General features: G+C 73.2%; 16 protein-coding genes and 1 tRNA gene. 16 read left to right on the plus strand and 1 reads right to left on the minus strand.

All coding sequences use genetic code 11. From position 1 onward, the window contains the following. Positions 1–124 precede the first annotated feature (124 nt). A complete protein-coding gene (locus ACPU2J_RS18820; protein WP_423833677.1) occupies positions 125–2,584 on the minus strand; it encodes a DEAD/DEAH box helicase in 2,460 nt (819 codons plus the stop codon). An 81-nt stretch (positions 2,585–2,665) separates the two neighbouring features. Between ACPU2J_RS18820 and bldG the strand changes: the two genes are divergently transcribed. The 16 genes from bldG (at position 2,666) to ACPU2J_RS18900 (ending at position 22,640) form a co-directional block, all read left to right on the plus strand. Then, on the plus strand, positions 2,666–3,007 hold the full coding sequence (gene bldG / locus ACPU2J_RS18825) for an anti-sigma factor antagonist BldG (RefSeq protein ID WP_008743037.1): 342 nt from the start codon (positions 2,666–2,668) through the stop codon (positions 3,005–3,007). Between the two features lie 123 nt (positions 3,008–3,130). After that, positions 3,131–3,571 (plus strand): ATP-binding protein, encoded by a 441-nt coding sequence (locus ACPU2J_RS18830; RefSeq protein ID WP_423833678.1) that lies wholly within the window; start codon positions 3,131–3,133, stop codon positions 3,569–3,571. A gap of 256 nt (positions 3,572–3,827) precedes the next feature. Continuing rightward, positions 3,828–6,230, plus strand: a complete 2,403-nt coding sequence (locus ACPU2J_RS18835) for a sodium-translocating pyrophosphatase (RefSeq protein WP_420080063.1) — start codon at positions 3,828–3,830, stop codon at positions 6,228–6,230. Between the two features lie 162 nt (positions 6,231–6,392). Then, the gene (locus tag ACPU2J_RS18840; RefSeq protein WP_361592688.1) at positions 6,393–6,959 is read left to right on the plus strand and encodes a small secreted protein; all 567 of its coding nucleotides are present in this window, start codon (positions 6,393–6,395) and stop codon (positions 6,957–6,959) included. A gap of 141 nt (positions 6,960–7,100) precedes the next feature. Next, positions 7,101–8,615, plus strand: a complete 1,515-nt coding sequence (locus ACPU2J_RS18845) for a DUF7059 domain-containing protein (protein WP_423833679.1) — start codon at positions 7,101–7,103, stop codon at positions 8,613–8,615. 593 nt (positions 8,616–9,208) lie between these two features. Further along, complete coding sequence (gene topA, locus ACPU2J_RS18850; RefSeq protein ID WP_423833680.1) at positions 9,209–12,043, plus strand: type I DNA topoisomerase; 2,835 nt, start codon at positions 9,209–9,211, stop codon at positions 12,041–12,043. A gap of 195 nt (positions 12,044–12,238) precedes the next feature. Continuing rightward, positions 12,239–15,499: a dTMP kinase gene (gene tmk / locus ACPU2J_RS18855; protein WP_423833681.1), complete on the plus strand. Its 3,261-nt coding sequence runs from the start codon at positions 12,239–12,241 to the stop codon at positions 15,497–15,499. Positions 15,500–15,584: 85 nt separating this feature from the next. Beyond that, entirely contained in the window at positions 15,585–16,796 is a 1,212-nt protein-coding gene (locus ACPU2J_RS18860; protein WP_423833682.1) for a DNA polymerase III subunit delta', read from the plus strand. 248 nt (positions 16,797–17,044) lie between these two features. Beyond that, a complete protein-coding gene (locus ACPU2J_RS18865) occupies positions 17,045–18,589 on the plus strand; it encodes an alpha/beta hydrolase (protein ID WP_365078891.1) in 1,545 nt (514 codons plus the stop codon). Positions 18,590–18,725: 136 nt separating this feature from the next. After that, positions 18,726–18,799, plus strand: a tRNA-Thr gene (locus tag ACPU2J_RS18870). 508 nt (positions 18,800–19,307) lie between these two features. After that, on the plus strand, positions 19,308–19,652 hold the full coding sequence (locus ACPU2J_RS18875) for a hypothetical protein (protein WP_365496969.1): 345 nt from the start codon (positions 19,308–19,310) through the stop codon (positions 19,650–19,652). A 58-nt stretch (positions 19,653–19,710) separates the two neighbouring features. Further along, a complete protein-coding gene (gene lxmK / locus ACPU2J_RS18880) occupies positions 19,711–20,772 on the plus strand; it encodes a class V lanthionine synthetase subunit LxmK (protein WP_361592670.1) in 1,062 nt (353 codons plus the stop codon). Next, a complete protein-coding gene (locus ACPU2J_RS18885; RefSeq protein ID WP_423833683.1) occupies positions 20,769–21,839 on the plus strand; it encodes a T3SS effector HopA1 family protein in 1,071 nt (356 codons plus the stop codon). The genes lxmK and ACPU2J_RS18885 overlap by 4 nt, the downstream gene beginning before the upstream one ends. Before the next feature lie 127 nt (positions 21,840–21,966). Further along, positions 21,967–22,173, plus strand: a complete 207-nt coding sequence (locus ACPU2J_RS18890; RefSeq protein ID WP_361592664.1) for an LxmA leader domain family RiPP — start codon at positions 21,967–21,969, stop codon at positions 22,171–22,173. 67 nt (positions 22,174–22,240) lie between these two features. Next, positions 22,241–22,411 (plus strand): LxmA leader domain family RiPP, encoded by a 171-nt coding sequence (locus ACPU2J_RS18895; protein WP_158717266.1) that lies wholly within the window; start codon positions 22,241–22,243, stop codon positions 22,409–22,411. A 58-nt stretch (positions 22,412–22,469) separates the two neighbouring features. Then, positions 22,470–22,640, plus strand: coding sequence for an LxmA leader domain family RiPP (locus ACPU2J_RS18900; RefSeq protein ID WP_361592662.1), 171 nt, complete (start codon positions 22,470–22,472; stop codon positions 22,638–22,640). Positions 22,641–22,750 lie beyond the last annotated feature (110 nt).

The raw sequence follows: 22,750 nt of genomic DNA on the forward strand, positions 1-22,750 counted from the left end.
GGAGGGCGGGGCCGCCCGGGGCCCGCACGCGGCGTCTGGCGGACACGGGGCCGTGGCACCGCAGGCCGGCCCCCTGAGGGCCGGGGACGCCCGCGCGGCGGCCAGGGCGGCGTCCCGGAGCCGGTCAGGGCTGCGGCGGGGCCTCGGACAGCAGACGGGTGAGCAGGCGGACGGCGCCGCGCTTGTGCAGGGGGTCGTTGCCGTTGCCGCACTTGGGGGACTGGATGCAGGACGGGCAGCCGGCGTCGCACTCGCAGGCGGCGATGGCGTCGCGGGTGGCCGCCAGCCAGGCGCGGGCCGTGTGGAAGGCGCGCTCCGCGAAGCCGGCGCCGCCCGGGTGGCCGTCGTAGACGAAGACCGTGGGGAGGAGGGTGTCGGGATGCAGCGGCACGGAGACGCCGCCGATGTCCCAGCGGTCGCACGTGGCGAACAGCGGCAGCATGCCGATGGAGGCGTGCTCGGCGGCGTGCAGGGCGCCGCCGAGGATCTCCGGGGTGATCCGGGCCTCGTCGAGCTGGTCCTCGGTCACCGTCCACCACACGGCCCTGGTGCGCAGGGTGCGGGGCGGCAGGTCCAGCTTCGCCTCGCCCAGCACCTCGCCCGTGATCAGCTTGCGGCGCAGGTAGGAGACGACCTGGTTGGTGACCTCGACGGAGCCGAAGCAGAGCCGGGCCGAGCCCCACGGGATCTCGGTCTCGGTCTCCAGGACGGAGATGGAGGTGGTGTCCCGGGCGGTGGTGGAGAAGGGCGGGTCCGCGGCCTCGACCAGGGCCGCCGAGCCCTCCAGGTCCAGGTGGCGGACCAGGTAGGTGCGGCCCTGGTGGAGGTGGACGGCACCCTCGTGGACGGCGGTGTGGGCGGCCGACTCGTCGACCGTGCCCAGCAGCCGGCCGGTGGAGGCCTCCACGATCTGCACCGGCCGCCCGCCGCCGCCCCGGATGTCGGCCAGGTCCGAGGCCCGTTCCCGGCGGGTCCAGTGCCAGCCCGCCGCCCGGCGGCGCAGCAGCCGGGCCGCTTCCAGCTGGGGCAGGAGCTCTCCGGTCGCGGGCCCGAAGAGCTCCAGGTCCGCCTCGGTCAGCGGGAGCTCCTCGGCCGCCGCGCACAGGTGGGGGGCGAGGACGTACGGGTTGTCGGGGTCCAGGACGGTGGCTTCCACCGGCTGGCGGAACAGGGCCTCGGGATGGTGGACGAGATACGTGTCCAGCGGATCGTCGCGGGCGACCAGCACGGCGAGGGCGCCCTGCCCGGAGCGCCCGGCCCGGCCCGCCTGCTGCCACAGGGACGCCCGGGTGCCCGGATAGCCGGTGATCAGCACGGCGTCCAGGCCCGAGACGTCCACGCCCAGCTCCAGGGCGGTGGTGGCGGCCAGCCCCAGCAGCTCGCCCGAGTGCAGGGCCCGTTCCAGGGCGCGGCGCTCCTCGGGGAGATAGCCGCCCCGGTAGGCCGCGACCCGCCGGGGCAGGGAGCGGTCCACCTCGGCGAGCCGCTCCTGGGTGATCACGGAGATCAGCTCGGCGCCGCGCCGGGAGCGCACGAAGGCCACCGTACGGACCCCCTGGACGACCAGGTCGGTCAGCAGGTCGGCGGTCTCGGCCGTGGCCGTCCGGCGCACGGGGGCGCCCCGCTCGCCCCGCAGTTCGGTGAGCAGGGGCGGCTCCCACAGCGCGAACACCACCTCGCCGCGCGGGGAGGCGTCGTCGGTGATCTCCGTCACCCGTACGCCCGTCAGCCGGGACGCGGCGGCCGCCGGATCGCTCGCGGTGGCGGAGGCCAGCAGGAAGACCGGCTGCGCGCCGTAGCGGGCGCACAGCCGCCGCAGCCGGCGCAGTACCTGGGCCACGTGCGAGCCGAAGACGCCGCGGTAGGTGTGGCACTCGTCGACGACGACGTAGCGCAGCGCCCGCAGGAAGGAGGACCAGCGCGGGTGGGCGGGCAGGATCCCGCGGTGGAGCATGTCGGGGTTGGTCAGGACGTAGTTCGCGTACTGGCGCACCCATTCGCGCTCCTCGACGGGGGTGTCCCCGTCGTAGACGGCGGCGCGCACGGCGTTGCCCAGCGGGGCGGCCAGGTCCCGTACGGAGCGCCGCTGGTCGGCGGCCAGCGCCTTGGTGGGAGCCATGTACAGGGCGGTCGCGCCCCTGCCGTTGGGTGCCCGGGAGCCGTCGGCGAGGGCCGAGAGGACGGGTGCCAGGTAGGCCAGGGACTTGCCCGAGGCGGTGCCGGTGGCGACGACCACGGACTCGCCGTCCAGGGCGTGCTCGGCGGCCGCGGCCTGGTGTTCCCACGGATGGTCGATCCCGGCGTCCCGGATCGCGGCTACTACATCCGCTCGGATGCGATCGGGCCAGACTGCATGACGACCCGCCCGAGGGGGCAAGTGCTCCGTATGGGTGATGCGCGCAGACCGGAAAGGCCCCCGTGACAGGCGGTCCAGGACCGTTCCGGGGGTGGGTCGTGGGTCCGCGGGTGCCGTGGGCCGACCGGGACCTTGAGTGTTGGCCATCGGAACCGAGTGTGTCACCGGCGTGCGGGACAATGGTCCGAAGGCGTCGTGCGCGCCTGCCGGTAAGTGATTGAATGCCATCGCGGCAGCCAATCCCTCACCTACCTTCGGGTGGGGAGGCCCCTGGGGGGCGCCGCTCGATAGCAAGGTGCTGGAGGATCCGTGGACCTGTCCCTGTCGACTCGCACTGTCGGCGACCGTACGGTCGTGGAGGTCGGTGGCGAGATTGATGTGTATACCGCGCCCAAGCTGCGCGAGCAGTTGGTCGAGTTGGTGAACGACGGCAGCTACCACCTGGTCGTCGACATGGAGCGAGTGGACTTTCTCGACTCCACCGGACTCGGTGTGCTGGTGGGAGGTCTCAAGCGCGTCCGCGCGCACGAGGGATCGCTCCGCCTGGTCTGCAACCAGGAGCGCATTCTGAAGATCTTCCGCATCACCGGTCTGACCAAGGTCTTCCCGATCCACACCACGGTGGAAGACGCCGTCAACGCCACCGACTGACGGCTCCTGGCATGGCTCCCGGCAGCCTCCGGCGGGCGGGAGCAGGCGAGGACAGCAGGGGTACCCGGGCCGTCGAGGCCCGGGCCCCTGGCAAGGCACGCCCGTAGTCCGAGGGGGACGCGCATGGCCACCGTTGAACTGCGCTTCAGCGCCCAGCCCGAACACGTCCGGACGGCCCGCCTGGTCGCGGCCGCGGTGGCGCGACGGGCCGGTGTGGAGGAGGCTGTCCTCGACGAGGTCCGCCTCGCCGTGGGCGAAGCCTGTTCGCGTGCCGTCGGGCTCCACCGCGGCATCGGGCTGACCGCGCCCGTCCGGGTGGTGCTGACCGAGGAGGACAAGACGTTCTCCATCGAGGTCGGCGACGAGGTGCCCGTGGCGGGCACCGCCGCGGGCGACGCCGCGGCCGGCGGTGGCGCGGCCGCGGACTCCGACGTGGACACCGAGGACGAGATGGGCCTGGCCGTGATCAGCGGGCTCGTCGACGACCTCGAGGTGACCAGTGGTGAATCGGGCGGGACCATCCGGATGAGCTGGCCCGTGTCCGGCTCCTCCGATCTCCCTTAGGGATCACCGAGGAAGATTCCCTCGTATCTTCCGATCTTTATCAAGGCCCTGCTGAGCAGGGCCTTTTTCGTTTCCCCGGAGCAATGACCGGGCGTCAATGCCTTTGCCCCATTACCACTTTCGAGGGTAATGGAGTGACGCGATCTATTGCTGGGGAGCAAGAGCACGCCAATTGCGTTTCATGCGCACTGTTTTGATCGGGGTGCGCTCCCTACAATCCGTCCACATCTTGAGCTCATCACGTCAAGGAGGACGAATGACGGGGCTCTTCACCCCTATGGCGCCGGGTCGCTCTGCCGATCTGGCATCCGCAGTACTCACCGATGACAATCGGCTCATCGTGATGGTCATCGCGGCCGTGGCAATCGCCGCACTCGTCGTCGCGCAGATCCTGGTCCGCCAGGTCCTCGCCGCCGACGAGGGCACCGACGGCATGAAGAAGATCGCCGCGGCCGTCCAGGAAGGCGCCAACGCCTACCTCGGCCGTCAGCTGCGCACGCTCGGCATCTTCGCCGTCGTGGTGTTCTTCCTGCTCTTCCTGCTCCCGGCCGACGACTGGTCGCAGCGGGCGGGCCGCTCCGCCTTCTTCCTCGTCGGCGCGCTCTTCTCGGCCGCCACCGGCTACATCGGCATGCGTCTCGCGGTCCGCGCCAACGTCCGCGTCGCCGCCGCCGCGCGCGAGGCCACCCCGGCCGAGGGGGAGCCCGCCAAGGACCTGACCGAGGTCGCCCACAAGGCGATGCGGATCGCCTTCCGCACGGGCGGCGTCGTCGGCATGTTCACCGTCGGCCTCGGCCTGCTCGGCGCCTCCTGCGTCGTGCTGGTCTACGCCGCCGACGCGCCCAAGGTCCTGGAGGGCTTCGGCCTCGGCGCCGCCCTGATCGCGATGTTCATGCGCGTGGGCGGCGGAATCTTCACCAAGGCCGCCGACGTCGGCGCCGACCTGGTCGGCAAGGTCGAACAGGGCATTCCGGAGGACGACCCGCGCAATGCCGCGACCATCGCCGACAACGTGGGCGACAACGTCGGAGACTGCGCCGGAATGGCGGCCGACCTCTTCGAGTCCTACGCCGTCACCCTGGTGGCCGCACTCATCCTCGGCAAGGCCGCCTTCGGCGACCTCGGCCTCGCCTTCCCGCTGATCGTCCCCGCGATCGGCGTGGTCACCGCGATGATCGGCATCTTCGCCGTGTCCCCGCGGCGCAGCGACCGCAGCGGGATGACCGCCATCAACCGCGGCTTCTTCATCTCCGCGGTGATCTCCCTGGTGCTGGTCGGCATCGCCGTCTACGCCTACCTCCCGGCCACCTACAAGGAGCTCGTCGGCGTCGAGAACCCGGCGATCAGCAACCACTCCGGCGACCCGCGCGTCCTGGCCGTCGTCGCCGTGGCCATCGGCATCGTGCTGGCGGCCCTGATCCAGCAGCTGACCGGCTACTTCACCGAGACCAACCGCCGCCCCGTCCGGGACATCGGCAAGTCCTCCCTGACCGGCGCCGCCACCGTCGTCCTCGCCGGCATCTCCATCGGCCTGGAGTCCGCTGTCTACACGGCGCTTCTCATCGGCCTCGGCGTGTACGGGGCGTTCCTCCTCGGCGGTACGTCGATCATGCTGGCCCTGTTCGCGGTGGCACTGGCCGGCACCGGCCTGCTCACCACGGTCGGCGTCATCGTGGCCATGGACACCTTCGGTCCCGTCTCCGACAACGCCCAGGGCATCGCCGAGATGTCCGGCGACGTCGAGGGCGCGGGCGCGCAGGTCCTGACCGACCTGGACGCCGTCGGCAACACCACCAAGGCCATCACCAAGGGCATCGCCATCGCCACGGCCGTGCTCGCCGCGGCCGCGCTGTTCGGCTCGTACAGCGACGCGATCGCCACCGCGGTCAAGGAGGTCGGCGCCAAGGCCGGGGAGATGAACCTCAGCCTGGACATCGCGCAGCCGAACAACCTGGTCGGGCTGATCCTCGGCGCGGCCGTGGTGTTCCTGTTCTCCGGCCTCGCGATCAACGCGGTGTCCCGTTCGGCGGGCGCCGTGGTCTACGAGGTGCGCCGGCAGTTCCGGGAGCACCCCGGGATCATGGACTACACGGAGAAGCCCGAGTACGGGCGCGTCGTCGACATCTGCACCAAGGACGCGCTGCGCGAGCTCGCCACGCCCGGCCTGCTCGCGGTGCTGACGCCGATCGCCGTGGGCTTCACCCTCGGCGTGGGCGCGCTCGGCTCCTTCCTGGCCGGAGCCATCGGCACCGGCACGCTGATGGCGGTGTTCCTCGCCAACTCCGGTGGCGCGTGGGACAACGCGAAGAAGCTGGTGGAGGACGGTCACCACGGCGGCAAGGGCAGCGAGGCCCACGAGGCGGTCGTGATCGGGGACACGGTCGGCGACCCCTTCAAGGACACCGCCGGTCCCGCGATCAACCCGCTGCTCAAGGTCATGAACCTGGTGGCGCTGCTGATCGCCCCGGCCGTCGTGCAGTTCAGCTACGGCCCGGACAGCAGCGCGACGGTGCGCGCGATCGTCGCCGTCCTCGCGATCGGTGTGATCATCGGCGCGGTGTACATCTCCAAGCGTCGCGGCATCGCCGTCGGCGACGACACCGACGGCGGAGCCGCCGAGCGGGTGGCGGGACCGGCCGATCCCGCGACGGTCACCTGACCGAGGTCCCGCGGGGCAGGGCGGGCGGGCCGGGCAGGGTCGGCGGTGCGCCCGAACGGCGGACGGGCGGCGCGGACTGACGCGCCGTCCGTCCGCCTTTGCGCATGCCCCCGGGGGAGCCGTGTATCTTCCGGGCCGAGAGCCTTCGAAGGGACCAATCCGGTGAACAAGAAGCTTGCGGCCGCGTTGTCGGGCGGTGCGGTGCTGATGCTCGTCCTGTCCGGCTGCGGCGGGGACGACGGCCAGGAGAAGGCGAACGCCTGGGCCAAGAAGGTCTGCGACCAGTGGCAGCCCGAACTGAAGAAGATCGAGGCGGCCAACGCCGACATCAAGCGGGTGGCGACGGAGAGCGTCAAGTCCGACGAGGTCAAGCAGACGGACGCGGCGGCCTTCGCCACGATGTCCGAGTCCTACAAGACGATGGGTTCGGCCCTCCAGCAGGCGGGCGTCCCGCCGGTCAAGGACGGGGCCGCGACCCAGGCGGCGGCGGTCAAGGGCTTCGAGGAGACCTCGAAGGGCTACGCCGACCTGAAGGCGAAGATGGACGCCCTCGACCCCGCGGACAAGACCAAGTTCGCCGACGGCCTGAAGGAGGTCGCCGGCGGCCTGCAGACGGCGACGAAGGGCGGTCAGGACGCGCTGACGACGCTCAACTCGGGCGGCCTGGACAAGGCCATCAACAGCCAGAAGGGTTGCCAGATCGCCGCGCCCACGGCTTCGGCCCAGTGACGCCGAACGCCGGGCGCCACAGGCCGTAGGCCGTACGCCGACCGGGCGGCCGGGCTCCCGCGAGGGGGCCGGGGCCGCCCTTCGGCGCATCCGGGCCCGGGGTTGAGCGGCAGGACGGGCCCCAGCGGACACAATGGACCGGTGAGTACCACCAGCCTCCCCACGCCCGCACACGCCGCCGAACTCCGCAGCGCCCTGCTCGCCGCCGGTTTCACCGCCGACGGCCTGCTCGACCTGCTCGGCGCCCCCGCCTACGCCGCCCTGGCCCGCAGTGAGACGGTGCCCGCCCTGCGCGCCACCCGCGCGGGCGGTGACGGCCCGCTCGCGAGCCTGGTCCGGCTGTTCCTGCTCCAGCAGCCCGTGCCGTACGCGCACGCCGAGCGGGCGCTGCCCGTCGAGGCGGCCCTCGCCGACGGCTGGCTTCGGCGCGACGGCGACGAGCTGCGCGCCACCGTGGACGTCCGCCCGTACGGCGGCCCGGACGGCGAGGACTGGTTCATCGTCTCCGACCTCGGCTGCGCCGTCGGCGGGGCCGGCGGGATCGGCAGCCGGGAGGAAGGGGTGGTCCTCGGTGTCGGGGGCGCCTCCACCACCCTGGCCGGGATCACCGTCCGCACCCCGGTCGGCTCCGCCCTCGACGTCGGCACCGGATCCGGCATCCAGGCGCTGCACGCCGCCCAGCACGCGACGCGGGTCACCGCGACCGACGTCAACCCCAGGGCGCTGGAGTTCACCCGTCTGACGCTTGCGCTCTCCGGGGCCCAGCAGGCCGAGCTGCTCACCGGCTCCCTCTTCGAGCCGGTCGGCGCGGCGACGTACGACCTGATCGTGTCGAACCCGCCCTTCGTGATCTCCCCCGGCGCCCGGCTGACGTACCGGGACGGCGGCATGGGCGGCGACGACCTGTGCCGGACGCTGGTGCAGCAGGCCGGGGACCGGCTGAACCCCGGCGGGTACGCGCAGTTCCTGGGCAACTGGCAGCACGTGGAGGGCGAGGACTGGCGCGACCGCCTCCGCTCCTGGGTGCCCCGCGGCTGCGACGCCTGGATCGTCCAGCGCGACGTGCAGGACGTCACCCAGTACGCGGAGCTGTGGCTGCGCGACGCGGGGGACCACCGCACCGACCCCGCCGAGTACGCCCGCCGGTACGAGGAGTGGCTCGACGAGTTCGAGGCGCGGGGGACCAAGTCCGTCGGCTTCGGGTGGATCACCCTGCGCAGGACGGACGCCGCCGAGCCGTCGATCGTGATCGAGGAGTGGCCGCACACGGTGGAACAGCCGCTCGGCGACGCGGTCCTGGCCCACTTCGCCCGCCAGGACTACCTGCGCGAACACGACGACGCCGCGCTGCTGGAGGCGCACTTCGTCCTCGCGGCGGAAGTGGTCCAGGAGCAGGTCGGCGCGCCCGGCGCGGAGGACCCGGAGCACGTCGTGCTCCGCCAGAACCGCGGGATGATGCGCGCCACCAAGGTCGACACGGTCGGCGCCGGCTTCGCCGGGGTGTGTGACGGCTCACTCAGCGCGGGCCGGATCCTCGACGCGATCGCCCAGCTGATGCAGGAGGACGCCGTCGTGCTGCGCGACCGTACGCCGGAGGCCATCCGCATGCTCGTGGAGCAGGGCTTCCTGGAGCCCGTGGCCCGGCCGGCGCAGTAGGCCGGCGCCAGGATGTAACCCGTGGTTCGCCCGCCGTATCCCGGGGTCCGGCAGTCTTCTGCGCAGCGGGGATCCGGGGGGAGCCCGCGAGCGGCCCGGGGGTCGGGTGAGCGGCACGGGAAGGGTCCGGCGATCTTCGCGGCGGCCGTGTTCCTGCTGCTCGGGGCCGCTCCGCACGCCTGGACGGGAGCGCGCGCCGGCCACCGCGCGCCGGTGGCACAGGGCGCGCGCCCCGTCGAGGCCACACGTGCGCTCCGTCCTGGGGCGGGTCCGGCCCGGGACCGCCGGGTGCGGCGCCCCGCACGGCCGCGTGCCGCGCCCGGGCGAGCCGTCGGACGGCCGGTCGGCCCGGCGGTGAAAACACGACGTGGGACGGGGTGCGGGGGCGGGGCCAGACGGCCCCCGCACCACTCGGCCCGGTGACCGGGAAGGGTCCGGCGCGGCATCCGGGCGGCAGAAACGGCACTTGTCGGGTTACCGTTCGAGTGGCCGTTGCGGGCTTGTGCCGTTTGACACGGGGGCGGGTTGTACCGTCACACTCCGCAGCGTCGCCACGTACTGCGACCGAGTGCCGACCGGAGAGAAGAGCCAAGTTGTCCCCGACTAGCGAGACCGCAAAGGGCGGCCGCCGACTCGTCATCGTCGAGTCCCCTGCCAAGGCGAAGACGATCAAGGGCTACCTCGGCCCGGGATACGTCGTCGAGGCGAGCGTCGGGCACATCCGCGACCTCCCGAACGGCGCGGCCGAGGTTCCCGACAAGTACACCGGCGAGGTCCGCCGCCTCGGCGTGGACGTCGAGCACGACTTCCAGCCGATCTACGTCGTCAACGCCGACAAGAAGGCCCAGGTCCGCAAGCTCAAGGAGCTGCTGGCCGAGTCCGACGAACTCTTCCTCGCCACCGATGAGGACCGCGAGGGCGAAGCCATCGCGTGGCACCTGCAGGAAGTCCTCAAGCCCAAGGTCCCCGTCCACCGGATGGTCTTCCACGAGATCACCAAGGACGCGATCCGCGACGCCGTCGCCAACCCGCGCGAGCTGAACCAGCGCATGGTCGACGCCCAGGAGACCCGCCGCATCCTCGACCGCCTCTACGGCTACGAGGTCTCGCCGGTCCTGTGGAAGAAGGTCATGCCGCGCCTGTCGGCCGGCCGCGTCCAGTCGGTGGCCACCCGCCTCGTCGTCGAGCGGGAGCGCGAGCGCATCGCCTTCCGCTCCGCCGAGTACTGGGACCTGACCGGCACCTTCTCCACCGGCCGCGCCGGGGACCCGTCCGACCCGTCCTCGCTGGTCGCCCGCCTGAACACGGTGGACGGCAAGCGCGTCGCGCAGGGCCGCGACTTCGGTGCGAACGGGCAGCTCAAGAGCGAGGTGCTGCACCTCGACGAGGCGAACGCCAGGGCCCTGGCCGCCGCGCTCGCGGACACGGCCTTCGCCGTCCGGTCGGTCGAGTCCAAGCCGTACCGCCGCTCCCCGTACGCGCCCTTCCGTACGACGACGCTCCAGCAGGAGGCCTCGCGCAAGCTCGGCTTCGGTGCGAAGGCGACCATGCAGGTGGCGCAGAAGCTGTACGAGAACGGCTTCATCACCTACATGCGTACGGACTCCACCACGCTGTCCGACACCGCCGTCACGGCCGCCCGCGCCCAGGTCACCCAGCTGTACGGGGCCGACTACCTGCCGGAGAAGCCGCGCGTCTACGCGGGCAAGGTCAAGAACGCGCAGGAGGCGCACGAGGCGATCCGCCCCTCGGGTGATCGTTTCCGCACCCCGGCGGAGACCGGTCTGACCGGCGACCAGTTCCGTCTCTACGAGCTGATCTGGAAGCGGACCGTCGCCTCCCAGATGAAGGACGCGACCGGCAACAGCGTCACCGTGAAGATCGGCGGCCGCGCCGCGGACGGACGCGACGCCGAGTTCAGCGCCTCCGGCAAGACGATCACCTTCCACGGCTTCATGAAGGCGTACGTCGAGGGCGCGGACGACCCGAACGCCGAGCTCGACGACCGCGAGCGGCGCCTGCCGCAGGTCGCCGAGGGCGACGCCCTCGCCGCCGAGGAGATCACGGCGGACGGGCACGCGACCAAGCCGCCGGCCCGGTACACCGAGGCCTCGCTGGTCAAGGAGCTCGAAGAGCGCGAGATCGGCCGCCCGTCGACGTACGCGTCGATCATCGGCACGATCCTCGACCGCGGCTACGTCTTCAAGAAGGGCACGGCGCTCGTCCCCTCCTTCCTGTCGTTCGCCGTGGTGAACCTCCTGGAGAAGCACTTCGGGCGGCTCGTCGACTACGACTTCACCGCGAAGATGGAGGACGACCTCGACCGCATCGCGCGCGGCGAGGCCCAGTCCGTGCCGTGGCTGAAGCGCTTCTACTTCGGCTCCGAGGACGCCACCGAGGTCGTGCCGGCCGACGGCGACCACCTCGGCGGCCTGAAGGAGCTGGTCACGGACCTCGGCGCGATCGACGCCCGGGAGATCTCCTCCTTCCCGGTCGGCGACGGCATCGTGCTGCGCGTCGGCCGCTACGGGCCGTACGTCGAACGGGGCGAGAAGGACTCCGAGGGCCACCAGCGCGCCGACATCCCCGACGACATGGCGCCGGACGAGCTGACGGTCGCCTACGCGGAGGAGCTCTTCGCGAAGCCGAGCGGCGAGTTCCAGCTCGGCAAGGACCCCGTCAGTGGCAACGAGATCGTCGCCAAGGACGGCCGCTACGGGCCGTACGTGACGGAGATCCTGCCCGAGGGCACGCCGAAGACCGGCAAGAACGCGGTCAAGGCGCGCACCGCCTCGCTGTTCAAGACGATGAGCCTGGACACGGTCACCCTCGACGAGGCCCTGAAGCTGATGTCGCTGCCGCGCGTCGTCGGCGCGGACGCCGAGGGCGTGGAGATCACCGCCCAGAACGGTCGCTACGGCCCGTACCTGAAGAAGGGCACGGACTCGCGGTCCCTGGAGACCGAGGACCAGCTCTTCTCGATCACGCTGGACGAGGCGCTCGCGATCTACGCGCAGCCCAAGCAGCGGGGCCGGGCCGCGGCCAAGCCGCCGCTGAAGGAGCTGGGCACCGACCCGGTCAGCGAGAAGCCGGTGGTGGTCAAGGACGGCCGCTTCGGCCCGTACGTGACGGACGGCGAGACGAACGCGACGCTGCGGCGGGACGACGACGTCGAGACGATCACGCCGGAGCGGGGCTACGAGCTGCTCGCCGAGAAGCGGGCCAAGGGCCCGGCCAAGAAGACGGCCAAGAAGGCCGTCAAGAAGGCACCGGCGAAGAAGGCCACGGCCGCGAAGAAGACCACGACGGCGAAGAAGACCACCGCTGCGAAGAAGACGACGGCCGCCAAGACGACGGCCGCGAAGAAGACGACGACGGCCAAGAAGACGGTCGCGAAGAAGGCGGCGGCCGCTCCGGCGGACGAGTAACACCCGCTTGCGTGAGCCCCGTGCCGGACCGGCGCGGGGCTCACGTGCGTCCGGGCTCGTGCCCGGCACGGGTTTTCGCGCGGCGGGGCTCGCGCGGGACCGGGGGCGGGGTCGGCGGACAAGTGGGTCCCGGGTCACACCCGGGCTCGTCCACAGGCCTCCGCGCCCGTCAGGCGCAACGGATAGGCTGGGCGGATGACGCGAGCCGAGCAGCCGGCGGTCGTGACCGCCCCGGCGAACCCCACCTACGACGAAGCCCTAGCCGCGGATTCCCGCGAGCGAGCGGTGCGCGCGCTGCTGCGCACCCCCAGGCTGCGGCGGCTGTGGAGCGCCCAGTTGGTGAGCGGCATCGGTGACGCCCTCGCGCTGCTGGTGCTGGTGCTGCTGGCCCTTCAGGCCGCCGTGTCCGAAGGGGCCTTCGGCGGCGGGTACCGCGGCGCGGCCGTCGCCGTCGCCGTCGTCTTCGGCGTCCGGATCCTCGCCACCCTCCTCTTCGGCGCCGTCCTCCTCGGGCCGCTCGCCGGGCTCGTCGGCGCCGGCGGCAAGCTGGACCGCCGCTGGACCATGGTCGGCGCGGACGGCATCCGCATGGCGCTCTTCGTCGTCGCGCCGCTGTGGCTGGACTGGATCCCGGCCCATGCGCTCACCGCCCTGCTGGCCACCGTCTTCGTCGCCGGCGCCGCCGAGCGGCTGTGGACGCTGGCCAAGGAGAGCGCGGCGCCCACCCTGCTGCCCGCGCCGCCGCCGGAGGGGGCGACCGTACGGCCCCTGCCGGACCACATGGACGCCCTGCGGCGGCTGACCCTGCGCACCTCCTTCGCCGCGCTCCCCGCGGCCGCCACCGCGCTGCTCGCCGCGACCCTGGTCGGCAAGGCCCTCGGCCTTGGCGTGGACTGGTTCGCTGCGAACCAGGCCGCCCTCGGCTCGTACGTGGCCGCCGGCCTCTTCGCCGCCTCGGTCTCCCTGCTGCTGCCGCTGGTGCTGCCCACCGGGACGACCCCGCGCCCCCGCTCCCCGCTGGAGGGGCTGCGCACCCCCAAGACCGGTGACCGCCCGGACAAGGGCCGTACGGGTGCCATTCCGGTGCTGGTCCTGAGCTGCGCCGCGGTCGCCGGAGCGGTGGCCTGCGCCGTCGCCGTGTCCGTCCTGCACGCCTTCGACCTCGGCGGCGGCCCGGCGTCCTTCGCGCTGCTCGTTCTCGCGCTCGTCGGCGGCACCGCCGTCGGGATCCGCGCCAACCAGGCCGGAAAGGTGCTGCCCGGCCTGTCCCGGCGCCGGCTGCTGGCCCTCGCCATCGCCGTGACCGGCCTCGCGCTGCTGCTGGCCGGTCTGGTGCCCGACACGGCGACCGTCCTCTTCCTCTCGCTGATCGCCGGCACCGCCGCGGGCGTCGCCGCCAACACCGGGCACACCCTGCTGGACCAGGAGACCGAGGAGTTCCGCCGGGCCCGGGTCACCGAGCACCTCCAGGCCGTCGTCCGAGTGGCCATCGCCATCGGCGCCGTCGCCGCCCCGCTCCTGGCCGCGGCGATCGGCCCGCACCGGCTCACCGGTGCCGAGGTCGTCCTCTCGCACGGCGGGGCCGCGTTCACCCTGATGCTGGTCGGCGCGCTGCTGCTGCCCGTCGCCGTCCTGGTGCTCACCAAGGCCGACGACCGCAGCGGCGTACCGCTGCGCCGCGACCTGCGCGACGCGCTGCGCGGCGGCGAGCCCGACCAGGCGCCCTCCACGACCGGGTTCTTCATCGCCCTGGAGGGCGGCGACGGCGCCGGCAAGTCCACCCAGGTCAAGGCGCTCGCCGACTGGATACGGGGCAAGGGCCACGAGGTCGTCGTCACCCGCGAGCCCGGGGCCACCCCCGTCGGCAAGCGGCTCCGCTCGATCCTCCTCGACGTCTCCTCGGCGGGACTGTCGAACCGCGCCGAGGCCCTGCTGTACGCCGCCGACCGGGCGGAACACGTCGACACGGTCGTCCGCCCCGCCCTGGAGCGCGGCGCCGTCGTCATCTCCGACCGCTACATCGACTCCTCGGTCGCCTACCAGGGCGCCGGCCGTGACCTGTCCCCGACGGAGATCGCCCGGATCTCGCGCTGGGCCACCGACGGCCTCGTGCCGAACCTGACCGTGCTCCTCGACGTGTCGCCGGAGGCGGCGCGGGAGCGGTTCACGGAGGCACCGGACCGGCTGGAGTCGGAGCCGGCGGAATTCCACCAGCGGGTGCGCTCGGGCTTCCTGACCCTCGCGGCGGCCGACCCCGGCCGCTACCTGGTGGTCGACGCCGGGCAGGACCCCGATTCGGTGACCACCGTCGTACGGCACCGGCTGGACCGGATGCTCCCGCTCTCCGAGGCGGAGGTGGCCGCCCAGGCGGAGGCCCGGCGCCTCGCCGAGGAGGAGGCCCGCCGCAAGGCCGAGGAAGAGGCCGCGCGCAAGGCGGAGGAAGCACGGCTGCGTGCCGAGGAGGAGGCCCGCAAGGCCCGCGAGGCCGAGGAGGCCCGGGTCAAGGCCGAGGCCGAGGCCGCCCGCCGGGCGGAGGAGGAGCGGCTGCGCGCCGAGGAGGAGGCCCGCGCCCGGGCCGAGGCCGAACGGTTGCGCGCGGAGGCCGAGGAGAAGGCGCGCGCCGCGGAGGCCGAGCGGCTGCGCAAGCAGGCGGAGGAGGAGGCCCGGCTGCGCGCCGAGGCCGAGGAACGCCGGCGGGAGAAGCAGCGGCGGGCCGAGGAGGCCCTGGTGAAGGCCGAGGAGGCGCGCCGGCTGGTCGAGGCCCAGGCGGCCGAGGCCGCGGCGAAGGCGGCGGCCGCCGCCGCGGCGGCAGAGGCGGCTGCTGCGGCGGCCGCGGCCACGCCCGCTGCTCCGCCGGCACCCGCAGCCGCGCCGTCCCGGGCTTCGGAGACATCCGGCGCCACGCCTTCGGCTCCGAAGGTCCCGATGACCAAGGAGCCGTACCCGGACGACGCGGTCACGGTCGAGACGCCCGTGGTCAAGCGGGTGCTCCGGCCGGACGACGTCACCGAGACCGTGCCGGTGCCGAAGGTTGACCCGGCGTCGGTGGAGGAGACCGCGGTACTGCCGCCGGTCCGCTCCGTCGACGAGACGGCGGTGCTCCCGCCCGTGCGCCCGGACGGCCCGCAGGACGCGGACTCCGGCAGCGGTGCGGGCAGCGGCAGCGGCAGCGGGTACCGGTCCGCCACGCGGCCGACGGCCCGCCGCACCGAGGAGGACCCGGCCGAGCGGGTGCCGTCGGGCATCTTCCGGGACTCCGGCAACGACCGGACCAGGGAGCTGCCCGTCCTCGACGAGGACGGCCGGCCGCGCCGGCCCCGGCCGGACTGGGCCGAGGAGACCCCGCTGGACGACCTGCCCACGCTGGCGGACGAGCTCCTGGGCCGCCACCGCGACGACGAGGACGGCCAGGACGGCGACGACGAGGGCGAGCGGCGGCCGCGCCGCCGCCGCTGACGGGGCTCCGCCGCCGGGCGGCGTACGGGATTGTCGGTGGCGCCCGCCACAATGGGTGCACGGAGAGTGAGAGGTGGTGGGTGGGATGCCCGTATGGGACGACCTGGTGGGACAGGAGCGGGTCCACACGCAGCTGGCTGCCGCCGCCCGCGACGCCGACGCGCTGGTCACGGCGGCGGCCGGCGGCGGCGAGCCGCCCGCCGCGTCGAAGATGACCCACGCCTGGCTCTTCACCGGCCCGCCGGGATCCGGGCGGGCCACCGCCGCCCGGGCCTTCGCCGCCGCCCTGCAGTGCACCAGCCCCGACCGCGCGCTGGGCGGTGAGCCCGGCTGCGGCTTCTGCGAGGGCTGCCACACCACCATGGTCGGCACCCACGCCGACGTGGAGATCGTCCGCACCGACCTCCTGTCGATCGGTGTGAAGGAGACCCGGGACCTGGTCCGCCGTGCCCAGCTCTCCCCGGCCGTCGGCCGCTGGCAGGTCATCGTCCTGGAGGACGCCGACCGCCTCACCGAAGGCGCCGGCAACGTCCTGCTCAAGGCCGTCGAGGAGCCCGCCCCCCGGACGGTGTGGCTGCTGTGCGCGCCTTCCCTGGAGGACGTGCTGCCGACGATCCGCTCCCGCTGCCGCCACCTGACCCTGCGCACCCCGGCCGTCGCCGCCGTCGCCGACCTGCTGGTCCGGCGCGACGGCATCGAGCCCGAGGTCGCCGAGGCGGCCGCCCGCGCCACCCAGGGGCACATCGACCGGGCCCGCCGGCTCGCCACCGACCCCACCGCCCGGGCCCGCCGGGCCTCCGTCCTCAAGCTCCCGCTGCGCGTGGACGACGTGGGCGGCTGCCTCAAGGCCGCGCAGGAGCTGGTCGACGCCGCCGCGGACGACGCCAAGCAGGTCGCCGAGGAGGTCGACACCAAGGAGACCGAGGAGCTGCGGGCCGCGCTCGGCGCCGGGGCGGGCGCGGGCAGCAGGATGCCGCGCGGCACGGCGGGCGTGATGAAGGAGCTGGAGGACCGGCAGAAGCGCCGCCGCACCCGGACCCAGCGCGACACCCTCGACCTCGCGCTCACCGACCTGACCGGCTTCTACCGCGACGTCCTGGCCCTGCAGCTGGGCTCGTCCGTGGCCATCGCGAACGAGGAGATACGGCCGGACCTCGACCGGATCGCCCGGGCCTCGAGCCCCGAGCGGACCCTGCGCCGGATCGAGGCGATCATCGCCTGCCGGGAGGCCCTCGACCGCAACGTCGCCCCGCTGCTGGCGGTGGAGGCGATGACGATGGCGCTCCGCGCGGGCTGACCGGGGGCCGGACGGCCCCGGGCTGCGTCCCGGGTCCTCCCGGGCCGCTCCCTGGCACGTGACGCCGCCGCGCACGGGTGACCGGATGCGCGTCCGCTTGACGGGGCTCACCCGTGCGGGCGAACCGGCCGCGGGGCCCCCGGAGGCGCCCCGGACCCCGTCGTGCCCGGTCCGGGCCACGGAAGGCGTGCGGCCGTCCCGTGCGGACGACCGCCCTGCACCGCTCCGGTACGACGTAGGCTCCGAGGATGGACACCAGTCGCCTGCTGCGAACCACCACGACCGTGATCGCAGCCGCCGGGCTGCTGCTGACCGGGTGCACCACCGGTGGGTCGGGGAAGCTCCAGACCGCCGCCTCCTCGGCGCAGCCGTCACCCGATCCCGCGGCGCTGCGCCCGTACTACGAGCAGAAGCTGACCTGGCGCGAGTGCGGTGTCCCGGGCTTCCAGTGCTCCACCATGAAGGCCCCGCTGGACTACGCGAACCCCGGCTCCGGCCAGGACGTGGACATCGCCGTCTCGCGGCGCGTGGCCACCGGCCCCGGCAAGAAGCTCGGCTCGCTCGTGGTCAACCCGGGCGGCCCCGGTGGTTCCGGCATCGGCTACCTCCAGGCGTACGCGGGCATCGGCTACCCGGCGCCCGTGCGCGCCCGCTACGACATGGTCTCCTTCGACCCGCGCGGCGTGCAGCGCAGCAGCCCCGTCGAATGCCTGACCGGCCCCGAGATGGACAAGTACACCCAGGTGGACCAGACGCCGGACGACGCTGCGGAGCGGGCCGAGCTGGTGGCGGCGTTCAAGGAGTTCGCGGCGGGCTGCCGGGCCCGCTCGGAGCGGGTGCTGCCGCACGTCTCCACCGTCGACGCGGCCCGCGACATGGACCTGCTGCGCGGTGTCCTCGGCGACGAGAAGCTCAACTACGTCGGCGCCTCGTACGGCACCTTCCTGGGCGCCACCTACGCAGACCTCTTCCCCGGCCGGGTCGGCCGGCTGGTCCTGGACGGGGCCATGGACCCGGCCCGGCCCTCCCTCGACCTCAACCGGGACCAGACGGCGGGCTTCGACACCGCCTTCACCTCCTTCGCCAAGGACTGCGCCAAGCAGCCCGACTGCCCGCTCGGCAACGGCAGCCCGGAGGAGGTGGGCGAACGCCTGAAGGACTTCTTCCGCAAGCTCGACGCCCAGCCCGTGGCCTCCGGTGACCCGGCCCGCCCGCTGGGCGAGGCCCTGGCCACGACCGGGGTGATCGCCGCGCTGTACGACGAGAGCGCCTGGCCGCAGCTGCGCGAGGCCCTGAGGTCGGCGATGAACGGCGACGGGGCGGGCCTGCTGGCCCTCGCGGACAGCTACTACGAGCGCGGCGCGGACGGCAAGTACGCGAACCTGATGTTCGCGAACGCCGCCGTCAACTGCCTGGACCAGCCGCCGGCCTTCAGCGGTCCGGACGCGGTCGACTCCGCCCTGCCCTCCTTCGAGAAGGCCTCCCCGGTCTTCGGCGCCGGGCTGGCCTGGGCCGCGCTGAACTGCGCGTACTGGCCGGTGAAGGCCACCGGCACGGCGAAGGAGCTGGTGGCGAAGGGCGCCCCGCCGATCGTGGTGGTGGGCACCACCCGGGACCCGGCGACCCCGTACAAGTGGGCGCAGGCCCTGGCGGGCCAGCTGGACTCGGGCACCCTCCTCACCTACGACGGCGACGGCCACACCGCGTACGGGCGGGGCAGCGACTGCATCGACAGCGCGATCAACCGCTACCTGCTGGAGGGCAAGCCCCCGCAGGACGGCACGAAGTGCTGACCGCCCGGACCCCGCTCCCGGGGCCCGCGGCCCGGCCTCGGACAACCTGGTTCGGGGCACCCTCGGACACCCTGTAGACTTGGCGCCGCTGCTGATGAGCGCTCCCTCACGAGGGAATTCTTGTCGGACCAGCGGTGCCGCCTTAGCTCAGTTGGCCAGAGCAACGCACTCGTAATGCGTAGGTCTCGGGTTCGAATCCCGAAGGCGGCTCAGAAGAACCCCAGGTCGGAGGAATCCGGCCTGGGGTTTTCTGTTGCCCGGGGCATGCGGCGTCACTCGGCGGTCGGCGGTCGTTTCCTCGGCCTGCCGGCGCGGCACGGCACCGCCGCGGCCGCTACCGCCGTCGTCGCGCCGTACTCCGCGGGAACGGGCCGTCCGTGAGGGATCCGGGCCCCGAGGGGCTCCTGCACGGTCCTGCGTGGCTCTCGATCGTCGCGCTGCGGTCCCGGGCCGGCCGCACGGCGCGGGACCCCGTACCGGCGGGCCGGTCCACCTGCGCCGCGCCCTCCGCGCGGGCGAGGCCGCCTCTTGAAGAAGTCGCAGGTCAGCGGCCTGGGCCTGGGGCGTTGCCGTGGTTCCTTCAGCGGCCCGGAAGTGGGTGCAGGAAGCTGAACCGCGCATACAGGAAGCTGAACGCCTTTTCCCCGCTGAGGGGCTCTCCGGGACGGCAGAGTTGTCCTCGTCGAGAAGGAAACGACACCGACCAGGGGGAAACGAAATGACGAAGTCTGCCACTGCCAAGGAACGTTCGAAGAAGCGCTCGGTCTACGCATTCACCGCACTGGGGCTGGTCGCCGGAATCGCTGTCGCGACCCTGACCAATTCGGGTGACTCGGACGACCGTTCCGCCGCGCCGGCCGGTGTTCACCAGGTCGCCGCGACCGCCCTCACGGTGGCCGACGAGACGTCCGGCGGGCCGACGGAGTCGCAGGTCACGCTCGTTTCGATCCCGGGCTGGCAGAGCCCCACCCCCGAGATCCCGGGCTGGCAGAGCCCCACTCCGGAGATCCCGGGCTGGCAGAGCCCGTCGGCGGTCTCCGGTCCCGCGACGCAGAGCATCTGAGGCCGGCCACCCGATGTCGACCACATTCGCTCCCGTCGATCTCGACGGAGTTCCGGCGGTGGAATCCTTTCTCGGCCGCATGGGATTCGGCCGCTTCGACAGGAATTCGGTCTCCGCGCCGATAGGCCGCAACGAAATATGGGCCGGCAGCACGGAAAGCGGCCGCGAGGTCTTCGTCAAACGGCTCGTCGGAACCGGCGACGACGTCCGCGACCGGATGCGGCGCCTGCTCGCCTTCGAGCGGTTCGCCGTCACCCTCCCGCCCCACGCACTGCGCGGCCCGGTCTTCCTGGGCAACGACACCCCTGAACGGCTGGTCGCCTTCACCTACCTCGACGGCGCCCGCAGCGGTGCCGAGCTGATGGTGGACGAGAGCTTCGACGACGAGCTGGCCGGCCAGGTCGGCCGCGCCATCGGGCTCCTGCACGGCGCGGAGCACCCCGGCCCCGAGGAGCTGGACACCACTCCGCCGGCGCTGCCCTCCCTGGGCTTCCTCCAGGGTCTGCCTCCGGGCATGTTCGACAACCTGGGCTTCGCCGAACTCCAGGCATGGCGCCTGATGCAGAGCGACGCACAGCTGGTCGAGGCACTGACGCGACTGCGCGCCGCCGAGGCCGCCGCGCCCAAGGTCCCCTCCCACTGCGACTTCCGCGTCGACCAGCTCCTGCTCACCGACGAGGGCCTGTACGTGGCGGACTGGGAGGAGTTCCGGCTCGCCGACCCCGCCCGCGACGTGGGCAGCTTCGCCGGCGAGTGGCTCTACCGCTCCATCCTCGACGTGGTCACCACCCGTGGCGACGAAGAGGGCAGCGGGCCCGAGGAGTACGAGCTCACCCACGAGGCGATCCTCAGCCGCGGCGTGGCCAAGATCGAACGCCTGAGGCCCAAGATCCGGCACTTCTGGCGGGAGTACGCCGCCGTACGCCCCGACATGGACCCCGGACTCCCCGAGCGGGCCGCAGCCTTCGCCGGCTGGCACATGCTCGACCGCCTGATCGCAGGCAGCGCGCAGCGGATGCGCCTGTCCGGCATCGAGCGGGCGGCCGCCGGCATCGGCCGCAACATCCTGCTCCACCCCCAGAAGTTCGTCACCGCACTCGGATTGGAGGTAACCCCGTGAGCACGGGAACGAGAACAAGAACGAGCACCAGCACCAGCACGTGCATCGGCACCAGCGCCGTCACCGAGGCCCCGCCCGCCGCGCTGCTCCAGGCCCTGGAACGCGTCCGCATCGCCGACGACCGCCTCTCCGCGACCGTCGCGGGCCGCGAACTGACCGCGGACAGCCCCGGCGAACTCAAGACCCTCCTGGGCACCGCCCTGTACGAGACCCTGCACTCCGGCCAGGACGAGTCGGCCTCCAAGCTGCCGCGGATCCTGCGCGACACCGACTTCGAGCGGCGCCTCGGCGAGGCCGTACCGCACCGCACCGTGACCGCCTCGGCCGTGGTGCTTCCCCAGCCGGCCGGCACCCCCGCCGACGCCGCCGACGTGCTCGTCCTGCGGGACGGCGTCCGGACCTGGGCCCCCCGGCGGACCATGAGCGTCACCGATCCGGCACCCGGCACCGTCGTCGAACTCGGCGTGCCCGCCGCGCGGCCCGCGCTCTCCCCCGGTTTCTTCGTGGTCACCGGCCCGGTCAACCGGGGCGCCTCGGCCGAACTGCTGCGCGTCTACCTGAACCTGAGCGACCCCCAGGCCGCCCCGCACGCCTGGCGGGCCGTCCTGACCCGGCTCAACGAGCTGGAGATCGCCTACCAGGCCAAGGTCCTCTCCTGCCTGCCGCTCTACCCGCGGCGCGACGCCCTCGTCGTCTACCTCCAGCCCGACGCCTGGCACGCCGTTCCGGTCCTCGCCGAACTGGCGCCGTCCCTGCCCGGACTGGGCGGCGAGACCTCGCACTTCGTCCACCGCGTCGCTCCCGGCGTCGGCGTGGCCTTCGAGCCCGCGGACCACCGGCCGGCCATGCGCGGCCTCAGCTTCGGGCAGCACCGCGCCGGAGCCGTCGCCGAAGCCCTGCTCGACCGGGCCCGGCACGGCACCCCGCTGGCAGAGGCGCTCACCGCCCGCTTCACCCAGGCCGGCATCGACCCGCACCGTCCGGCGCGCAACCTCACCTCGCCGGAACTCCCCGCACCCGCGACCCCGGGCGCGACCGGCACCGTCCCGGCGGCTGCCGCGGCCTGAGGGGGCTGCAGGGCGTGAGTGCCCGCGCACCTGCTCCCTGCTTCCACCTCAGTACGTACCGCACGTGCACCACGTACGGCACACCTCTCAGGTGCCCGCCGGGCACCCATCCACAAGGAGAAGAACCATGGACAACGCTTCGATGATGGACCTCGTCGCCGGCTACAACACCTACGCCGAGGCCTCGGAGCTGGGCATCCAGGCGGTCGCCGACGCCCCCGCCACCACCCCGGTCTGCGCCGCGACCATCGCCGCGTCCGCCGCGTCCTCCGGCTGGTGCGCCTCGGCCGCCGCCTCCGCCGCCGGTGGTGCCACCTACAAGCTCGGCTGCTGATCCCCGCGGGATTCCCGCAGCCGCCGTCCCCCCGTACGCAACGAGCCGACGAAGGGAGGTGAACCACATGTCCCACGACCAGAACACCCTCGAGGAGCTGGTGACGGGTTACGAGTCCTACGCCGACGCCGACGAGATCGAGGTCGACGCGGTGACCGGCGCCCCGGCCACCACCCCGTTCTGCGGTGCCGCCGCGAGCTTCATGCTCAGCTACGTCACCACCAACGGACCCGGCTAAGCCGGAGCCTCACCCCAACTCACCATCCATACACACCACGTGAAAGGAGGCGAACACCATGCGCAACGACCAGAGCACGCTCGAGGACCTGGTGACGGGCTACGAGTCCTACGCCGAGGCCGACGAGATCGAGGTCGACGCGGTGACCGGCGCCCCGGCCACCACCCCGTTCTGCGGCGCCGTCGCGAGCTTCGCGCTCAGCTACGTCACCACCAACGGGCCGGGCTAGAAAGCCCGCGGCGGGTGCCCGACTCCGGGCACCCGCCGCCCCCCGGGGCCCCACGGCCCCGCGCCCACCCCGGGCCCCCGCGCCCGCACCTGACTTCCGGGCACCGTGCC

The sequence above is a fragment of the Streptomyces manipurensis genome (assembly GCF_049570255.1).
In the GTDB taxonomy this organism is placed as follows: Bacteria; Actinomycetota; Actinomycetes; order Streptomycetales; family Streptomycetaceae; genus Streptomyces; species Streptomyces manipurensis.